At 28.4% G+C, this 18,498-nt stretch carries 15 protein-coding genes; 4 read left to right on the plus strand and 11 right to left on the minus strand.

Annotated elements, in window-relative coordinates; all coding sequences use genetic code 11:
* Window positions 1–5: 5 nt before the first annotated feature.
* Complete coding sequence (locus MKD34_RS10090) at window positions 6–1,124, plus strand: 1-propanol dehydrogenase PduQ (RefSeq protein WP_240221305.1); 1,119 nt, start codon at window positions 6–8, stop codon at window positions 1,122–1,124.
* Window positions 1,125–1,158: 34 nt separating this feature from the next.
* On the opposite strand, the gene MKD34_RS14095 is transcribed toward MKD34_RS10090, so the two are convergent.
* The 4 genes from MKD34_RS14095 to MKD34_RS10105 all read right to left on the minus strand — a co-directional run bounded on the left by MKD34_RS14095 (window position 1,159) and on the right by MKD34_RS10105 (window position 4,084).
* The gene (locus MKD34_RS14095; protein WP_257163181.1) at window positions 1,159–1,287 is read right to left on the minus strand and encodes a hypothetical protein; all 129 of its coding nucleotides are present in this window, start codon (window positions 1,285–1,287) and stop codon (window positions 1,159–1,161) included.
* A gap of 18 nt (window positions 1,288–1,305) precedes the next feature.
* Entirely contained in the window at window positions 1,306–1,782 is a 477-nt protein-coding gene (locus MKD34_RS10095) for a flavodoxin (protein ID WP_240221306.1), read from the minus strand.
* 113 nt (window positions 1,783–1,895) lie between these two features.
* Window positions 1,896–3,347 carry a sulfatase-like hydrolase/transferase gene (locus MKD34_RS10100; protein ID WP_240221308.1) on the minus strand — a complete coding sequence of 484 codons (1,452 nt, stop codon included), beginning with the start codon at window positions 3,345–3,347 and terminating at the stop codon, window positions 1,896–1,898.
* A gap of 17 nt (window positions 3,348–3,364) precedes the next feature.
* Window positions 3,365–4,084 (minus strand): GntR family transcriptional regulator, encoded by a 720-nt coding sequence (locus tag MKD34_RS10105; protein WP_240221310.1) that lies wholly within the window; start codon window positions 4,082–4,084, stop codon window positions 3,365–3,367.
* A gap of 242 nt (window positions 4,085–4,326) precedes the next feature.
* Here MKD34_RS10105 and MKD34_RS10110 point away from each other — a divergent pair, with 242 nt between their 5' ends.
* The gene (locus MKD34_RS10110; RefSeq protein ID WP_240221312.1) at window positions 4,327–6,057 is read left to right on the plus strand and encodes a solute:sodium symporter family transporter; all 1,731 of its coding nucleotides are present in this window, start codon (window positions 4,327–4,329) and stop codon (window positions 6,055–6,057) included.
* A gap of 46 nt (window positions 6,058–6,103) precedes the next feature.
* Here the strand turns inward: MKD34_RS10110 and MKD34_RS10115 are convergent, their stop codons facing one another.
* Entirely contained in the window at window positions 6,104–8,002 is a 1,899-nt protein-coding gene (locus MKD34_RS10115; protein ID WP_240221314.1) for a PTS fructose transporter subunit EIIC, read from the minus strand.
* 172 nt (window positions 8,003–8,174) lie between these two features.
* Here MKD34_RS10115 and MKD34_RS10120 point away from each other — a divergent pair, with 172 nt between their 5' ends.
* Complete coding sequence (locus MKD34_RS10120) at window positions 8,175–10,229, plus strand: BglG family transcription antiterminator (protein WP_240221316.1); 2,055 nt, start codon at window positions 8,175–8,177, stop codon at window positions 10,227–10,229.
* A gap of 36 nt (window positions 10,230–10,265) precedes the next feature.
* On the opposite strand, the gene MKD34_RS10125 is transcribed toward MKD34_RS10120, so the two are convergent.
* The 6 genes from MKD34_RS10125 to MKD34_RS10150 form a co-directional block, all read right to left on the minus strand.
* Window positions 10,266–11,429 carry an amidohydrolase gene (locus tag MKD34_RS10125; RefSeq protein ID WP_240221318.1) on the minus strand — a complete coding sequence of 388 codons (1,164 nt, stop codon included), beginning with the start codon at window positions 11,427–11,429 and terminating at the stop codon, window positions 10,266–10,268.
* 18 nt (window positions 11,430–11,447) lie between these two features.
* Window positions 11,448–12,959 carry an ABC transporter substrate-binding protein gene (locus MKD34_RS10130; RefSeq protein WP_240221320.1) on the minus strand — a complete coding sequence of 504 codons (1,512 nt, stop codon included), beginning with the start codon at window positions 12,957–12,959 and terminating at the stop codon, window positions 11,448–11,450.
* Between the two features lie 328 nt (window positions 12,960–13,287).
* Window positions 13,288–14,013 carry a transporter substrate-binding domain-containing protein gene (locus MKD34_RS10135; RefSeq protein ID WP_240221322.1) on the minus strand — a complete coding sequence of 242 codons (726 nt, stop codon included), beginning with the start codon at window positions 14,011–14,013 and terminating at the stop codon, window positions 13,288–13,290.
* Between the two features lie 247 nt (window positions 14,014–14,260).
* Window positions 14,261–15,571 (minus strand): sodium:solute symporter family protein, encoded by a 1,311-nt coding sequence (locus tag MKD34_RS10140; protein WP_240221324.1) that lies wholly within the window; start codon window positions 15,569–15,571, stop codon window positions 14,261–14,263.
* On the minus strand, window positions 15,565–16,527 hold the full coding sequence (locus MKD34_RS10145; protein ID WP_240221334.1) for a biotin--[acetyl-CoA-carboxylase] ligase: 963 nt from the start codon (window positions 16,525–16,527) through the stop codon (window positions 15,565–15,567). The genes MKD34_RS10140 and MKD34_RS10145 overlap by 7 nt, the downstream gene beginning before the upstream one ends.
* Window positions 16,528–16,622: 95 nt before the next feature.
* Window positions 16,623–17,060, minus strand: coding sequence for an ACT domain-containing protein (locus MKD34_RS10150; RefSeq protein ID WP_240221335.1), 438 nt, complete (start codon window positions 17,058–17,060; stop codon window positions 16,623–16,625).
* A 154-nt stretch (window positions 17,061–17,214) separates the two neighbouring features.
* Here MKD34_RS10150 and sstT point away from each other — a divergent pair, with 154 nt between their 5' ends.
* Window positions 17,215–18,450: a serine/threonine transporter SstT gene (gene sstT, locus MKD34_RS10155; protein WP_240221337.1), complete on the plus strand. Its 1,236-nt coding sequence runs from the start codon at window positions 17,215–17,217 to the stop codon at window positions 18,448–18,450.
* Window positions 18,451–18,498: the final 48 nt, after the last annotated feature.

Below are 18,498 nucleotides of genomic sequence, written 5' to 3' on the forward strand. Positions count from 1 at the left end.
GGGTTATGAGAGAATATTTCATAAAACCAAAAATAAAATCAGGTGAAGATTCTTTAGACTGTTTAAAAACATTAAAATATTCAAGTTACCTTATAGTAACAGATAAAGCTATGGTAGATTTAAAAATAGTGGATAAAATTTTAGAGAAATTACCTAAAGATTCAAAAGTAAAAATATTTAAAGATGTAACTCCTAATCCAACAGTGGAAATAGTTGAAAGAGGGTTAAAAGAGATTGTTTATTTTTCTCCACAGTGTGTAATTGGTTTAGGTGGTGGTTCGCCAATAGATGCTTGTAAAGGTATTTTATATTTTAATTTAAAAATAGAAGATGAACTGAGAATAAAAAGAGAGAAGCCATACTTTATAGCAATACCAACAACAAGTGGAACAGGATCAGAAGTTACATCATATAGTGTTATAACTAAAGGAGATAAAAAAATTGCACTGGCTAATGAGGAGATGTTACCAGATTTAGCAATATTAAATCCAGAGTTTATGAAAACACTTCCATCTAAAATAATTGCAGATACGGGTATGGATGTTTTAACTCATGCACTAGAGGCTTATGTTTCTACAATAGCAACACCATTTACAAATTCATCAGCTAAAGAAGCTATAAAAATTATTAAAGAGAATTTGGTAAATCACTTTAATAATCCACAGTTGCTGCTTCCAAGAGAAAATGTACAGTATGCTTCTTGTATGGCAGGAATAGCTTTTAATAACTCATCTTTAGGTATTAATCATAGTGTAGCACACTCTATTGGAGCGAAGTTTCACATATCTCATGGAAGAGCTAATGCTATAATAATGCCATATATAATTGAAGTTAATACAAAAGCTTGGAATAAATATAGTGAGCTTGCAAAACTTTTAGATTTTAATCCAACTGATGATGAAAATGGAAAAAATCTATTTAATGGATTTGTAAAAAAACTAAAGGAAAATTTAGGAATAGAAAAATCTTTAAAAGATTTAGGTATAAACTTTGAAGAGTTTAAAATTAAAATTCCAGAGATATTAGAAGATATAAAAGGAGATATATGTACAGAGTATAATCCAAATAGATTAACTGATGAGGATTATATAAAGCTTTTATTGAAAATTTATTTTGGAGAATAATATAAAATGGCGTGATATCCACGCCATTTTTATATTAATTACTTGCCCCTTTAAAACTACTTTTTTTCATCTCTTTTAAAAACTCTTGAAGTTCATTTTTCTCATTATCTGTTACAGAAGAGATATCTTTATTCAAAAGTTCAATAAATCTATTTTTTGACATATAATCACTCCCCATAAGTTATTTAAAATTAACAATCCACTTTTCAATTCTTTCATCTGTTAAGTTACTTTGATTTGACTCATCAATAACTAAACCAATAAACTTATCATTTTCAATAGCTGTTGACTCATCAAAAGAGTATCCGTCAGTTGAAGTTAATCCAACAATAGTTGCATTAGCCTCAGTTGCAGCAATATATAAATCTCTCATTCCATTAACGAAACTAGAAGAGAAAGCCTCTTGATCTCCAACTCCAACAATTCCAATTTTTTTTCCAGCTAAATTTAAACTTTTTAATTTTTCCAAAGGTCCAATCCAATCATCCTGTATATCTCCTATTCCCCAAGTAGAAGTTGCTAATATAGCAGTATCAAATTCTAAAATCTTTTCGATATCACCTGCGTGAAATACTTTTGCGTTTAATAAACTTCCTAATTTTTCTGCAACTTGTTCAGTAACTCCAGTAGTACTTCCATAAAATATACCAATATTCATAAATAAACCTCCTTAGTAATTGTTAAGATGATTATATAATAAAATATTTTGAAAATCAAGATATTTTTAAATAAAAAAATAGAAGAGTTTTTAAAACTCTTCTAAAAATTATTTTACAGATAGTTAATGATTCTATAAAGCCAATTTGCTAAAGGATCTTTAATTTCAACCATTTCACAATAAAGTTCTTTTAACATTTGTTTTTTAAGATCTTTAAATTGCTCATCATAGAATAAGTTATTAATCTCTTCAGAATCTTTCTCTAAATCATAAAGCTCACAAAGGTCAGTTGCATTAAAAACAATTTTATATCTTTCGTTTCTCCACATTCTTTGTTCAAAAGATACGAAGTGACCAGAAAGTTGTCCTAAAATTCCATTTCTTTTATTGTATGCTTCGTTTCTTAGTAGTGGAAGAAGAGATTTTCCATCGAAGAAATCAGAGTAATTACCATTGATAAGATCACTACATGAAGGAGTTAAATCATGTAAGTAAACCATGGCATTTTCTCTCTCTCCCTTTCTAGGAGATTTAGGATCTTTTATAATCATTGGAATTCTATAGGTAGTTTCAAACATAAACTCACCTTTTTCAATCATCTTGTGAGCTCCCATAGCATCTCCATGATCAGCAGTAACTGTTAAGAATAGATCATCATAAAGTCCTTCATTTTTCAGGAATTGGAAGAAATCTCCAAGAGCATCATCAATTAAAGTTATATATCCCCAGAATTTAGTTATAACCTCTTTCCATCTATCTTCACTAGCATCCCACATCCCCCACATTTGAGAGATACTTTTATAGTGGTTTGGCTTATTTTTTAAAGGTTCATAGAAACTTTTATCAAGAGTTACATCATCAGGACTATACATAGAGTAATAAGGTTCTGGAACTACACATGGAGTATGAGGTCCCCAGAAGTTCATCCAAATAAAAAATGGTCTTCCCTCTTTCTTAGCTTGTAAGATCTCTTTTTTAGCTTCGTCAACTACAAAGAATGGTAGAGTAGCTTCTTTAGGACAATGAAGTTTTCCACAAAGTTCCTGTACTCTAAGATGAGGGTTTTCTCCGAAATATTCATCTGTAACTTTAGGAGTTTCAAATCCTTTTTCTTCTAACCATTTTACATATCTATCCTCTTTTTTAGGTCCTTGATCAAAAACCATATTCTCATAAACATTACTTCCAGGGTACCCATATCCATCGAAGTTATGACCAATAAATCCAAAGTCTTTAGGTAAAATATTTCCTCCAACATGCCACTTTCCAATATATATTTTTTTATGGTCTTTTAAATCTGAAATTATATTTGGATTGTTTAAGCTAGGATCTTGTACCTCAGCTTTTTCAACATTTCTAATTATCTTATGATTTGTTGGCATTTGCCCTGTAAAAAGTGATGTTCTTGCTGGACAACAAACAGATGCGGGAGTATATGCCCTATCAAAAATAACTCCTTCATCAGCTAATTTATTCATATTAGGAGTTTTAACAATATTATGCCCATAACACCCCAACATATCAGTACGAATTTGATCTAATAAAATAATTGCTATATTTTCCATCTACTACTCCTTTAAATTTATTTTTTATATTCTGTCGTGTATATAAATCTATCCCCTCTTATGTATGCTAAAGTATATTCAAAAATTTTATTATTAAACCATAGTTTCTTTTCAATTTCCATTCCTAAATTACAGTTTTTAATTTTCATAAGTTTTTGTAAATCGTCATTTAATATGCAAGGTCTAAATTTTTCAACTCCTCTTTCAAAAACTATTCCGTATTTTTTTTCTAGAATATCATAAAGTTTTTTATCAGATAAATCCATTTTTTCTAATCCTTGAAGCTTTTCTGCTAAAAAATGAACTTTTTCATATAAAACTGGTTCGTTATCAGCATATCTAATCCATTCAATAATGAGAACTTTTTCAGTTGTAATTTCCATTTGTTCTTGGATTTCTTCTGGTGGAGAAAAAATTCCTATAGATAAAATTTTAGAGTATGGCGTTTTACCAGATTTTTTTATATCATCAAAAAGTTTATTTAAACCTGATTTATTCTGAACAATAGGCATTGGTGTGACAAATGTTCCCTTTCCTCTAATCTTTTGTATAAGATTGTCTTGCTCAAGTTTTTCAAGGGCTTTACGAACAGTAATTCGACTGACATCATAATTTTCACATAGCTGCATCTCAGTGGGAAGTTTTTCAAACTCTTTTATTTTTCCTTTTTCGATACTTTTTTTAAGTTCTTTATAAATTTTTTCGTAATTACTACTATTTTTCTTTATTTTACTCACCTCGAGTATTAAAATTTGTATTATTTGTTATGCTCATTTTTTATCATATAAATGATTTTTTTTCAAGAATTATTTGTCTTTTATAAACATAACAAATATAACAACTTTGTAAAAAGTGTTTATTTAGTATGAAGTTTAAAGCATTACATTTTTTATAAAAAAATAATGGTTAAAATTAAGATATTGTTTGTTTTTCAAAAAAAATGTATAAATAGAGTAATAAAAAATGGGAGGTGTATAATATGTTAATGACAATTTTAAGTTTTGTATTTGTCACAGCATTAATCGGTTTCATATCTTATTTAAAAACTAAGGATGAAGAACACTCAGCACAAGGATATTTTTTAGCAGGTAGGGGACTGTCAGGAGTAGTTATTGGATTTTCAATGGTTTTAACAAGTTTATCAACAGAACAATTAATTGGAACCAACGCTTCAGCTTATATCAGTAATTTTTCAATTATGGCATGGACTGTTCAATCAGTTATTCCATTATGTGTTCTAGCACTTTATCTTCTGCCGAGATATTTAAAAGGTGGATTTACAACAATTCCAGAATTCTTTGAAGCTAGGTATGATAGACAGACAAGACAGATGATGTCATTTCTTTTTATGGTAGGGTATACATTTATTTTAATTCCAGGAGCACTATATTCAGGAGCAATAGCTTTTTCACAGATGTTTGATATTCCAGGACTTTTTAATATAAGTTTTAATATGTCTATTTGGGTTATTGTTTGGTTAATAGGAATAATTGGAGGGATTTACGCTATTTTTGGTGGACTAAAAGCTGTAGCAGTATCGGATACATTAAATGGATTAGCTTTAATTATAGGGGGAGCAATGATTCCATTCTTTGCTTTAAAATACTTAGGAGATGGAAGTATTTTAGATGGAGTTAGTAAAATAACAACAACTCACTATGATAAATTAAATGCTTGGGGAGCAGCAACTGATCCAGTACCTTGGACAACTATTTTTACAGGAATAATGATTGTTAATTTCTTTTATTGGGCTACAAATCAAGCAATTATTCAAAGAGCTTTAGGAGCAAAAAGTTTAGCTGAGGGACAAAAAGGTATTTTGATAGCAGGAGTATTTCTATTAACACTACCATTTATGTTAAATTTACCAGGATTAGTATCGTTTCATATATTTGGAAGCTCTTTAAACAATATTGATTTGGCATATCCAACTCTTGTAAGAGAAGTTTTACCAAAGCCATTACTAGGATTTTTTACAGCATGTTTATTTGGAGCAATATTAAGTACTTTTAATTCATTTTTAAATAGTGCAGCAACTTTATTCTGTTATGATTTTTATAAACCTATATTTAAAAAGAATATTTCAGATGATGATTTAATAAAAGTTGCTAAAATATCAGGAACAGTAATAGCAATTGTATCAATGCTTATTGCTCCTATGTTACAATCTGGATCAGATGGATTATTTTTACTTTTAAAAAGATTTGCTGGATTCTTTAATATTCCTATAATAGCTCTTGTAGCAGTCGGTTTTTTAAATAAAACAATAAATGGTTTAGCAGCAAGAATAACAGTAATAGCTCACGTTACACTATATTTTTCTTTGGTTTGGATATTTAAAATAAATCTTAACTTTGTTCATGTAATGGGTGGATTATTTGTATTTGATATATTGCTTATGGTTATATTAGGTAGTTTTATGAAAAGAGAAGTTCCTTATGAGTTACCAAAAGAGAATAAATCTCATGTGGATTTATCAAATTGGAAATATGCTTTTCCAGTATCATATATTTTAATGTTAGGACTTGCTTATGTATATACAATCTTATCAAAAGTTGGATTAGCAGGTGGAAACTCTTTAACAGTAATTAATGTTGTTTACTTTATTCTTGGAGCTGGAGGAATTTTTATAATTATGAAATCAACCTCATCTATTAAAAATAATGTAAATGAAAATGATCAAGTATCTCTAGAAAAAAATAACATATAAAATATAAAGAAGCCAACTAAAGTTTTTTTAGTTGGCTTCTTTTAAATTAAATCTTTAAACTCTCTTCAATTAATTTTTTAGGATCTTGAATTGCTACTTTAGTTTTAACATCTAATGTCTTTATATTTTTAAATCTTTGAGGTTCTTTTATAGCTACATCATGTGCAAAGATTACAACTTTAGCATTTTCTATATCTTTTTGAGTAATTCTATTTACGATACCATTAGCTCCTTGAGTTTCAACTTTTATTCTAACACCCATTTTAGCAGCTGTCTTTTCTAAAGCTTTAGCAGCTAAGAATGTGTGAGCAACTCCAGATGGACAAGATGTTATAGCTAAAACGTCTGCTTCACCTTCATCTACGACACCTTCGTAATTTAACTCTTCCATCTCTTCTTCTAAAGTTTCAGGAGCTATAGGTTTTAAAGTATTAACAATTAAAGCTGTAGTTAATGCTCCTAAAATAGTTCCAAGGATGTATCCAAATTTTCCTTCGACTACTGGTAAAACAATCCATCCTCCCCAAGGAGCATGATTGATACAGTTCATTAAAAATCCAACAATGTTTCCAACAACTCCACCGGCAACTATAGCAGGTAAAACTCTCATAGGGTCAGCAGCAGCAAAAGGAATTGCCCCCTCACTAATTCCGATTAATCCCATTATAGCAGCAGCTTTTCCAGCTTCTTTTTCATCTTTTGTATACTTTTTAGGAGATAAGAAAGTAGCTAAAGCCATTCCAAGAGGAGGAGTACAAATAGCTATTCCAACTCCACCCATTAACCAAGGTTGAGTATCAACTTGAGTTTGAGCAAAAAGTGTAGCAACTTTATTAATAGGTCCACCCATATCAAAAGCTGTCATTCCACCTAAAATAGCTCCAAGAGCAACTTTACCACTACCAGCCATACTAGCAAGCCAAGTATTCATACTTGTCATCATAGCGGCTATTGGAATACCTATTCCCCACATTACAATACCACAAACTATAAATGTTCCAATTAAAGGATAAATAAATATAGATCCTAAAGATTTCATACTATCAGGAAGCTTGATTTTTTTAAGAAGGTTAATAATGAAACCAGCTATAAATCCAACGATAATTGCTCCTAAGAATCCAGTTTTATAATTTTGAACTGCTATCCATGAACCAATCATACCTGGTGCTAAACCTGGTTTATCAGCAATAGAGTAAGCGATGTATCCACCAAGAACAGCTGTAAAAAGAGTAAGTCCAGCTATACCCATATCAGCCATATCTTTTAAAAATCCAGTTTCAGGCACAGCACCTTTTCCAGATAACATTACAGCAAGAGATAGTAAAACTCCTCCAGCGACAATGAATGGAATCATATGTGAAGTTCCAAAAAGAAGATGTTCTTTTAGTTTATTTAGATGAAATTTAAATGAGTTATTTTCTTTAGTTGAGTTTTCAAATGATCTCTCTTTTTGATTTATAGTTTCAGTTTTTAAAGGTACTGATTTATCATTTTTTAAAATGATATTTAAAAACTCATCCTTATTTTTAGCGTCTCTAAGAGATTCAATAAATCCATCCTCCATGAAAAGAGTTGTAAGATTTGAAAGAACTTCAATATGTGTTGTTCCTTTTTCTGCATCAGGAATAGCAATTAAAAATACAAGATCGACTTCATTACTTTCATCAACTGATTCCCAATCTTTAATTTTATTTTTTAGTCTTGCAGCAGCAATTTTAGGTGTTTTAACAGAAGTAGACTTCCCGTGAGGAATAGCTAAGCCATCTTCTAATCCAGTTGGAGATTTTGTTTCTCTAAGTAAAACAGCTTCAAGAAACTCATTCTTATTGATAAGAGCACCATTTTCATCAAGTAAATCTACTAATTTTTCAATAACTTCATTTTTGTTTAAAGAATCTAAATCTAGAACAATTAAATTTTTGTCTATTAAATTACTAAAATTCATAAAAACCTCCTAAGTTTTGTTTTTCTTTTATAATAACAGATTGAAAATAAAAAGAATAGAATCATATTTTTTCAAAAAAAAAATGATTTTTTTTGCCCACATATGTTTTAAAATTAGAAAAAATGTAGAAATTATGATAAAATTAGAAAAAATAAAAGGAGGGGGAGTATTGATGACTAAAAGAGAGTTAGAAATTCTTAAATATCTTATAAAATATAATGGAAAAATTACTTACAAACTCCTTTCAGAACTTTTATTTATAAATGAAAGAAGTATTAGGTACGATATAGATAAGATAAACGAAATATTAAAAAGTAATAACTATCCTCAAATTGAAAAAGTGGAAAAGGGGCAAGTTGAGTATAAAAACTTAGATATTCTATCTATAGTAATTGATAAATTTATAAAGTGTATAGATTTAACAGAGTATAAAGAGGAGATTTTATTTTTTAAAGTTTTATTTTTAGAAAGAATAAATTTAAAAAATATAGAAGACGAGCTTGGAGTTAGTAGAACTAGTGTAAAAAATATTTTAAAAGTGATTAAAGAAAAATTAAAATTAAATGAATTAAAATTAGAGATTGAAATACAAAAAGGCTTAATTTTGGTTGGAACTGAGGAGAATATTAGAAAAGCTCAATTGAAATTTATATTAACCTATTCAAAAGAGATTTACTTTTCAAATATTATTGAAAAATATTATGCAGGAATAAATAGAGAAAAAATAGAAAAATTTTTAAATCTAATAATAGATAACACAAAACATATAATATCAGATGAACCATATACAAATCTTTACCATTATATTTTAATAATGGTAGAGAGATTGAGAAAAGGAAAATCTATATTAGAAGTTGAAAATCAAGTGTTTTTTCAAGGGTTAAAAGAGTACAAAGTAATAAGTAGATTTTTAGATATCTTAGAGAAAGAGTACCAGATAAAAATTGAATTAAATGAGAAAGTAAGATTGACAGATTATTTTTTAGGAAGTCATTGCTATTCAGCTGAAAATAGTAGTTACAAATTTTGGATAGAGATTGATATAATAGCTAAAAAAATAATTAAAATTTTTTCAGAAAATATGGGAGTGGATTTATCAAAAGATAAAGTGCTATTAAAAGGAATTATTAATCACTTGAAACCAACTATCCATAGATTAAAAAATAAACAAATTTTAGAAAATAGTATTTTAAAAGATTTTTTAAAACTATATAAACCAATATTTATGGGAACTAAAAAATCTATTAAACCATTAAAGAATTTTATAAATTTAGATATAACTGAAGATGAAATAGCTTTTTTAGCTATTCATTTTAAAGCTGCTTTAGATAGAGCAAATAAACTTGAAAATAGAAAAAATAATATATTAGTAGTTTGTAGTTCAGGATATGGAACATCAAAGTTACTATCACAGCAAATAAATGAAAATTTTTCAGTGAATATAGTAGAAGCTATTCCATTTTATAGATTAAAAGATTATAGCTTAGATAATGTTGATCTTATTGTAGGAACAATAAATATGGATGAAGTTGAACTTAAAAAACCTTGTATAACTATAAATACAATATTATCTAAAGAGGATGTTGTTTTACTTGAAAATATTGGATTAAGTAAACGAAAAAATAGAGTTTTTTTATCAGACTTATTAGAAACTTTTAAAAGAAGTGGAGTAATAAAAAATGAAAATATTTTGATAAAAGATTTATCTCTATTGATGAATGAGGTTTTAATAAACGATATTCATGAAGATGAACTAAAGTTATCAGATATGCTAGAAGATGTTATTTTAGATGTTGAGTGTGAAAGCTGGGAAGAAGCTATTAGGATGGCTGGAGAAATAATGATTAAAAATGAAATTTGTGATATAACATATATTGAAAATATAATAGAAAGAGTAAAAGAGTTTGGTTCATACATGGTAATGAGTAATAAAGTTGCTCTTCCACATAGTAAAAACAATGGAAATGTCTTTAAAAGTAAGATGGTTTTAATGAATTTTAGAAGAGATATACTTTTTCCAGAGGAAACACCAGTTAAAACGATGCTGACATTCACTTCTCAAGATGAAAATACTCATTTAGATGCACTTTCTAATTTTTTAGATTTAGTTAGTAATTATAAATTTCTAGAAAAATTAGAGAATAATCCAAGTAAAAAGAAAGTAATTGATATTATAAAAAAATATGAATTTCTATCAAATTTAGGAAAAAATAGAGATATAAATTAAAATCCCTTCTGTAAAAACTAAGAAGGGATTTTCTCTTTACTGGTTTAGATAATCAATTGCATATTGAGCATATAAAGCACTTCCAATTTCAAAAACATCTTCATCTACATCAAATTTTTCATGGTGATGTGGATAGATAATACCTTTCTCTTCATTTCGAGCACCAAGATTTACCATAACACCAGGAACTCTATTTGAAAATTCTGAAAAATCCTCTCCACCAGTTGAAGGTGGTCTATAAATTACATTGGATTCTCCAACTAATTTTGCAGCAGAGATTTTAGCTAAATCTGAATATGTTGAATTATTAATTGTAGGTCCAACACCAAGAGTATAGGTAACTTCAGCAGTTGCTCGATATGCTTCAGCAGTACTTTTAGCGACTCTTTCAATTATTTTAGGAAAATTTTCTCTAATTGAAAGGTTATAACATCTAGTTGTACCCTCTAAAGTTGCAGTTTGAGCAATAACGTTGAAACGGCTCCCAGAAACAATTGATCCAACAGTAAGAACTACAGGTTCTAAAGGAGAAAATTCTCTACTTACAATAGATTGTAAGTTCATAACAATTGCAGATGCTACAACAACAGCGTCAACACACTGATCAGGTCGAGCACCATGACCTCCTTTTCCTGTAACTTTTATAGAAAAAATATCAGCAGATGCACATCTAGGGCCGGCATCTGCCGAAATACTTCCAGCTGGAAGATCAGAAGATATATGCATTCCAAAGATATTATCAACATTGTTTAAAACACCACAGTTGACCATTTTTAAAGCACCACGGGCTACCTCTTCTCCTGGTTGGAAAATAAGTTTAACATTTCCATTTATCTCATTCTCCATATTTTTTAAAATTTTAGCAGCACCTAGAAGCATAGCAGCATGAGTGTCATGACCACATGCGTGCATTAGGCCAGGAGTTTCAGAACTATACGAGGTATTTGTTGTTTCTGTTACAGACAGAGCATCAATATCTCCTCTTAATGCCACAGTTTTACCACTATTTTTACCAGAAATAGTTGCAACTACCCCAGTATCTCCTACGATTTCAGCAGTAATACCAAATTTTTCAAGTTCCTCTTTAATTCTTTTAGACGTTCGATACTCTTCAAGACTAGCTTCTGGAAATCGATGAAACTCCCTTCTCATAGAGATTACATAATCTTTATATTTTTTAGCCAACTCCTTCGTTCTCATAAAAACCTCCCAATAAATTTATTTTAATACGTATGTTTTAGCTAAATCAGTGAAACCATTCTTTTGTAAAACTAAGTTTTTAACAGCCTTTCGAGCTCCTAAATTATAATGAGGATATACTAATGTATAGTGTGGTAATTCATTTTGAATTATCTCTTGCGCTTTAAAGTAAAGATCTTTTCTTTTGTTTTGATCAACGGTAGTTCTGGCTTCTAATAGTAAAGAGTCAATCTCTTTATTCTCATAAAAACTTCTATTTCCAGACATCCCTTTTTCATTTGAATGGAAAAGTGGATATAAAGCAGGATCACCATCAACAGATGATATATTCCAAGAAAGAAGATATAAAGCTTTATTTGGCTGAGAAGTTATAGTTACATATGTACTCCATTCGAAAATTTTAATTTCAGCAGTTATTCCAATCTCTTTTAGCTGATCTTGAATAATAGTACACATATCTATCCATGTTGATTGTGCAGATGTCCAAAGTTCAATGTTAAGACCATTTTCAAATCCAGCTTCTTTCATAAGTTGTTTAGCTAAAACTATATCTTGTGGATATTTTTTAACATTTGGATTATAAACATCTATAACTGGAGGAATAGGAGAGTCTCCAGAAAGAGCAGCTCCTCTAAAAACAAATTCAGCTAAAGATTCATTATCAATTGCATAGGCAATAGCTTCTCTAAGTTTTTTATTCTGAAATAATGGAGTTGTATTATCAAATCCTAGATAAAGAGTTGATGGAGCTTCTACTTCAAGTAATTCTAAATCACTACTATCTTTAATAGTTTCTCGATCCATAATTCCAATATCAAAAGCAATGTCAACTTCACCAGTTTCAAGGGCAATAGTTCTATTTGTAACTTCAGGAATACTTCTAACAATAAGAGTTTTATTTTTAGGAATTTCGCCATAATAATTATCAAAAGCTTCTACAGTAATCTTATCTCCTGGAATCCACTCTTTAAATTTGTATGGACCACTTCCAATGGGATTTTGTGAGAAATTATTTCCTAGTTCATCTACAGCTTTCTTGCTGACAATAGCTCCACCCACACTACTTAAATATTTAAGCATAGCTCCAAAAGGTTTATCAGTTGTTATTTGTATTGTGTATTTATCAATAGCTTGAACATTTATAATAGGTGTAAAATTATATCCAACTTGTGCAGAGGCTCTAGCTCGATTTAATGAAAATACTACATCTTCAGATGTTAGGTTTTCTCCATTATGAAAAATAATGCCTTCTCTTAGATGAAAGATAGTATTAAGGTCATCAACTTGTTCCCAACTCGTGGCAATTTGTGGTGTTATATTTAAATTTTCATCTAAAGTAAGAAGAGATTCAAACATAAGGTTTATCACTTTATTTGAAACAGTATCAATACTTTTTTGAGGATCTAAAGTTTTCACATCAGATCGTTGTGCAATAACAAGGGTGTCTTTAAATTGGTTCTCTACCTTACCGAAAGTATTAGTAGAGAATAGAGAAAGGTAAATAGTAAAAATAAACCAAATGTTTTTCATAGAATCATCTCCTTAAAATTTTATATAAAAAAAACAGCCATTTCTGGCTGTCATAAACACAACTATTTTAAATTAAATCAAAAATTAGAGAAAGAGAAGACTATGAAAATAAATAGCATTCATTTTTAATTTTTTAAAAGAGTTTACTTGTGAATTTATATTTAGCCAATTGAAAATATAGTTTTTATCTAGTATAAAAATAAATGCTAGCAGCAGCAGAAATAGATAGAAACTAAAGCTAAATATAAATAGTGTCATTTTGTAACCTCCCTTAAATTTTTTATTTTGTTAAGTATAAATAAAAAAAAATCAAATGTCAACAAAAAAATTAATTATTTTTTTCAGGGAAATATTTAATCACTAAATTGTTATACTCATCAGTGTTTTTTAAATTTTCTAAAATATCGTTAATTTTTTCAACTTTTTCCAAGCTTCCTTTCTTTAAAGCAATAGACGCACCAGGGTAATTATCTGTAATTTTATCTAATATTTTTAAAGTTTTCATAGATTTTAAATACTCATATCCAGTTTTATCAGCGATAATAACACCATCAATTTTATTGTTTTCCAAATCCATAAGAGCACCTAAAAATGAGTTATATGGTCGAACTTCAGCTCCTAACTTTGTAGCAAACTCCTCTTGAAGAGAACCTAATTGAACTCCAACAATTTTATTTTTCAATTCTTCTTTATTATTTAAAGAGCTTTTATTATTAACTAAAACAAGATGCTCAGATTTAAAATATAAATATGGATTTGAAAAATCTACTGCTTTTTGTCGTTCTGTTGTTTGAGACATACCAGCAATAATTGCATCGATTTTTCCTGTTTGTAAAGCAGGAATCAAACCATCAAAAGATATATCTTTCCATATAATTTCATATCCAGCTTTTTGTCCAATAAGTTCCATAAGTTCAACATCAAAACCTGTTAATTTACCATTCTCAAGATATTCGTATGGAACAAATTCAGCATTGGTACCAACATAAAGTTTTTCTGCAAATAAAGATACTGATAAAACGCTTGCCATGATTAAAGTAATAATTTTTTTCATAATAATACCCTCCATTAAAATAAATTTTTGTATAAAAAAAACCGAACTAACTCAAATTAGTTCGGTAAATAAAAGACTAAAGTATTAATAAAAGTATAGTCATATTTTCCATAACAAAAGAGATAGTTTATCTAAAATATAAAATTTTAAAATCTCTCTTTCGTTCCTTAAAAACATAACTGACCTCCTTAAAAAATTATTTTAGATGATATTATCATATAAAAATTTTTTTGTCAAAATATATTTTTTATTTTTTTCGACCAACTGTTAAAATTATAGCATTGATACAAAATGCAAGAATTAAAATATAATTTGAATTACTACCACCATATATTTTCCCAAATAAAGCTATAGTTCCTCCCATTATAATTGCACTTAAAACATAAGATTTTTTAAATCTATATCCTAAAATTCCGACAAAACATGGAATTATAAGTGCTCCAGAATAAACAGATAAAGCTAGTAATAAAGAGCTTAATATAAATTTAAGTTTAAGAGCTACAAGGATACTAAATAATCCAAATACTCCAATGAAAACCCTTGTAAGTTTAATTGATTTTACATTTTTTAAATTTTTAGTAAAAATCTCTGTAAATATAGATGATCCAGTTAATAAGCAAGTATCAGCAGTAGAAATTATAGCTGAAAGTAAACCAAAATATAAAAGAAGACTTATAGGTTTTGGTAAAGTATTAGCTGCAACATGTAGTAATGGAGATTGACCATTAGTTAGATTAGGATAGGCTCCAGCAGCAAATATACCTATTTTAGTTAGAATAAAAGCTAAAGGTACTAAAATAATAATACTAATAATAATTGATTTTTTTGCAACAGTGGTATCTTTTGCACAAAAAATTCTAGAATAAATATCAGGACCAACTAAAAATGTAGATGAATATGTTAGTACTAGAATTAATAAATCAATATAACTAAATTTTTCATTAATTAGTTGAGGTACTACATAAGTTGTTTCTATGTTAGGTAAAAATAAAAAACATAGTACAATACCTAGCAAAATAAAAATTAATTGAAAACAATCTGTTTTTATAATTGAAAGTTGTCCACCTAATATAGTATATATAATAAAAACTACTCCACTTATAATAACGCTTTGAAAATAGGAAAAATTACTTATAATTTCCATAATTTGGGCAGCACCCATAATTTGAGCAGCAACAATTCCAATCCAAGCTATAGAAATAATAAAAGAGCTTAAAATTCGAACTTCATCTCCATAAAAACTTCCTAAAAGTTCTGGAAGATTATACCCTTTAAATTTTTCAAATCTTTTAAGCAAAGGTAAAAGGGTAAAAAGACCAAATGCTGCACAAAAAAGAAGCCAAATTCCAGCCCAACCAATAGAATATGTAGCAGCAACATTTCCTAGAATAGCGGAACTTCCTAAAACTGTGGCTAATAAACTACCTGTAACTTGGAAAACACCTGCTTCTTTATTTGCTATAAAAAAATGAGAACTATCTTTAATTTTTTTAAATGAGTTATACCCAATCGCTAAAATACCTAAAAAATATAGATTTAAAAATAAATTTTCTACCACTTAAAATTAACCTCCCCTGATTTTAAAATTTTTATAATTTTATTAGAATCTTGAACAACAAGATGTCCGTCATCATCAATATCAATAACAATACCTTGAATAGGACTATTTTTTTCATAATAAATAATATCTCTACCAATTAAAAATGATTTATTACGATAGATTTTAATAATTTCTGAATCGTCTAAATTTTCTATAATCTCCATAAGATTATTTATTATTTTTGAAATTAATTGATTTCTATTAATAGGAGTAATATCCTCTAGAAAAATTGATCCAGCAGTATAAGAAAGATCCTCTGGAAAGTTTAAAGTATTAAAGTTTACTCCAATTCCTAAAACGATATTTTCAATAGAGCCACTTTCAAAATCTGTTATAGCCTCTGTTAAAATTCCACATATTTTTTTATTATTTAAGAAAATATCATTAACCCATTTTATTTGAGTATCTTTATTACAAGTTTCATCGATTGCATTAGAAACAGCAACTGCTGTAGCAATAGTTATCTTAAAAGAGTTTTCCAAAAGTAAACTTTCAGGTTTTAAAATAATACTCATATATATTCCAGTATTTTTAGGTGAAAAAAAACTTCTTCCTTTTCGTCCTCTGCCATTTGTTTGCTCATTAGCAATGATAACAGTTCCATGCTTTGGATTATTTATTAGATAGTTTTTACCCTCTAAATTAGTAGAGAAAACAGAATCTTTTATAATAATATCATTATTGTATTTAAGATTTTTTTTAATTTCTATTAACGACAACATATTACTTTTGTGAGGAATGCAGTGACCTTTTTTATTCACAGAGTCAATTGTATAACCATTATTTTTTAGTTCTTTAATAGCTTTTGAAACTGCTGCACGAGATATATTTAATTGTTTTCCGATATCTTCTCCCGAAAGATAAGAACCTTTATTATTCTCTAACATAGAGATAATCTTTTCTTTAGTAGTCATTTTCTTCTCCTTATTGTATACAGTATTCAATATATATTATTATGAAATAAAAAAAATGTCAACTTTTATTAAATTGTAAAGTTGACATTTGTGAATTACTCAAAAGCTAGAAGTCTAGACATTTTAACATATTTAATTTTTTTTAATTCGTGAACAACATCTTCTGGAGGAAGAGAGGTTGAAGATATCTCAAAAGATATAACTACAGAAGCAACATTATTAATTGGAATATTTTGATTAATAGTAATTATATTACAATTAACAGATGATAGAAAATTTAAAACTTCAGATAAGGCTCCTTTTTCATGCTCTAACATAAGAGAGATTAAAGCTTTTTTTCCTAAAGCATTATCAGATGGTAAAAATACAAAATCTTTATATTTATAATAAGTACTTCTACTTATTCCAACAATTTTAACAGCTTCACTTACATTTTGAACTTTATCTTCAGCTAGTAAGTTTCTAACCTCAATAACTTTTTCCAGATAATCTGGAAGGATAGATTTATCTACAACCAAAAATTTTCCATTCATTTATAACCTCCCAATTTATATGCATTTGTAGATAGTATAACTTTTTAAAAAAAATATGTCTAGAAAAAAAACTTGTATTATAAAAAATAATATGTTATATTGTCTCTTATCTAAAGACATGTGTTTCTAAAACAAAGACAAGGAGATGGTAAAAATGGAGAAAGTGTTTAAAGGATGGTGCGGCATAAGCCTAGTGAAACGAATTTTTATAGGATTATTATTTGGAGTGGCCTTAGCATATATAGCTCCTAATAGTATGAGTTGGATAACAATTTTTGGTGACCTATTTGTAGGTGCTTTAAAAGCTGTTGCTCCAATATTGGTATTTTTCTTAGTTATATCTGCAATTGTTCAACATAAAAAAGGTCAGAAAACAAATATAAAATCAATAGTGATACTATATTTATTAGGAACTTTTTTAGCTAGTTTAGTTGCAGTAATAGGAAGTTTTTTATTCCCAGTTACCCTTTCCCTTGTATCTAATATAAATATGGAGTCAGCACCACAAAATATTGTAGGAGTTTTAAAAACTCTTCTTTTAAACCTTATAGATAATCCAGTAAAAGCTCTTTTTAATGGAAATTATATTGGTATTTTATTTTGGAGTTCTTTATTTGGTATTTTTTTAAAAGATGCTAAAGATGTAACAAAAGAGGTTGTTATAGATATTTCCAAAGCTCTTTTAAAAGTTGTAAAATTAGTTATAGAGTTTACTCCCTTTGGTGTTATGGGATTAATATTTAGTTCAATAGAAGCAAGTGGTGGAAGTGGGTTACTATCATATGGAAAGATTTTACTTTTACTTTTAGGATGTATGGTGACAGTAGCCCTTATAGTTAATCCAATAATAGCTTTTGTAATGATTCAAAAAAATCCATATCCATTAGTATTTACATGTTTAAAAGAAAGTGGATTAACTGCATTTTTCACAAGAAGTTCAGCAGCGAACATTCCCGTAAATATGAATCTTTGTGAGAAGTTAGGTTTAGAAAAAGATATGTATTCTGTTTCTATTCCTCTTGGAGCGACAATAAATATGGCAGGTGCAGCAGTTACAATATCTGTTTTTGCTTTAAGTGCAGCACATACCCTAGGAATTCAAGTGGATTTCTTCTCAGCAATTGTTCTAAGTGTTCTTTCAGCTGTAAGTGCTTGTGGAGCTTCAGGTGTAGCTGGAGGATCATTATTATTAATTCCATTAGCATGTAGCTTATTTGGGATATCTAATGATGTTGCAATGCAAGTTGTCGGAGTAGGGTTTGTTATAGGGGTTCTTCAAGATTCATGTGAAACAGCTTTAAATTCATCTACAGATGTTTTATTTACAAGTATTGCAGAATATTCACAGTGGAGAAAAGAAGGAAGAGAAGTAAACGTTAGTAAAGTATAAAATCAAAAGCTTAGATTTTTTTCTAAGCTTTTTTATATTATTAAAAAA

The organism is Cetobacterium somerae (genome assembly GCF_022430525.1).
Taxonomy (GTDB): domain Bacteria; phylum Fusobacteriota; class Fusobacteriia; order Fusobacteriales; family Fusobacteriaceae; genus Cetobacterium_A.

Coding starts and splice junctions, on each gene's coding strand:
- MKD34_RS10090 (WP_240221305.1), top strand. CDS start 6: ATGAGAGAATATTTCATAAAACCAAAAATAAAATCAGGTGAAGATTCT.
- MKD34_RS14095 (WP_257163181.1), bottom strand. CDS start 1,287: ATGTCAAAAAATAGATTTATTGAACTTTTGAATAAAGATATCTCTTCT.
- MKD34_RS10095 (WP_240221306.1), bottom strand. CDS start 1,782: ATGAATATTGGTATATTTTATGGAAGTACTACTGGAGTTACTGAACAA.
- MKD34_RS10100 (WP_240221308.1), bottom strand. CDS start 3,347: ATGGAAAATATAGCAATTATTTTATTAGATCAAATTCGTACTGATATG.
- MKD34_RS10110 (WP_240221312.1), top strand. CDS start 4,327: ATGTTAATGACAATTTTAAGTTTTGTATTTGTCACAGCATTAATCGGT.
- MKD34_RS10115 (WP_240221314.1), bottom strand. CDS start 8,002: ATGAATTTTAGTAATTTAATAGACAAAAATTTAATTGTTCTAGATTTA.
- MKD34_RS10120 (WP_240221316.1), top strand. CDS start 8,175: ATGACTAAAAGAGAGTTAGAAATTCTTAAATATCTTATAAAATATAAT.
- MKD34_RS10125 (WP_240221318.1), bottom strand. CDS start 11,429: ATGAGAACGAAGGAGTTGGCTAAAAAATATAAAGATTATGTAATCTCT.
- MKD34_RS10130 (WP_240221320.1), bottom strand. CDS start 12,959: ATGAAAAACATTTGGTTTATTTTTACTATTTACCTTTCTCTATTCTCT.
- MKD34_RS10135 (WP_240221322.1), bottom strand. CDS start 14,013: ATGAAAAAAATTATTACTTTAATCATGGCAAGCGTTTTATCAGTATCT.
- MKD34_RS10145 (WP_240221334.1), bottom strand. CDS start 16,527: ATGACTACTAAAGAAAAGATTATCTCTATGTTAGAGAATAATAAAGGT.
- MKD34_RS10150 (WP_240221335.1), bottom strand. CDS start 17,060: ATGAATGGAAAATTTTTGGTTGTAGATAAATCTATCCTTCCAGATTAT.
- sstT (WP_240221337.1), top strand. CDS start 17,215: ATGGAGAAAGTGTTTAAAGGATGGTGCGGCATAAGCCTAGTGAAACGA.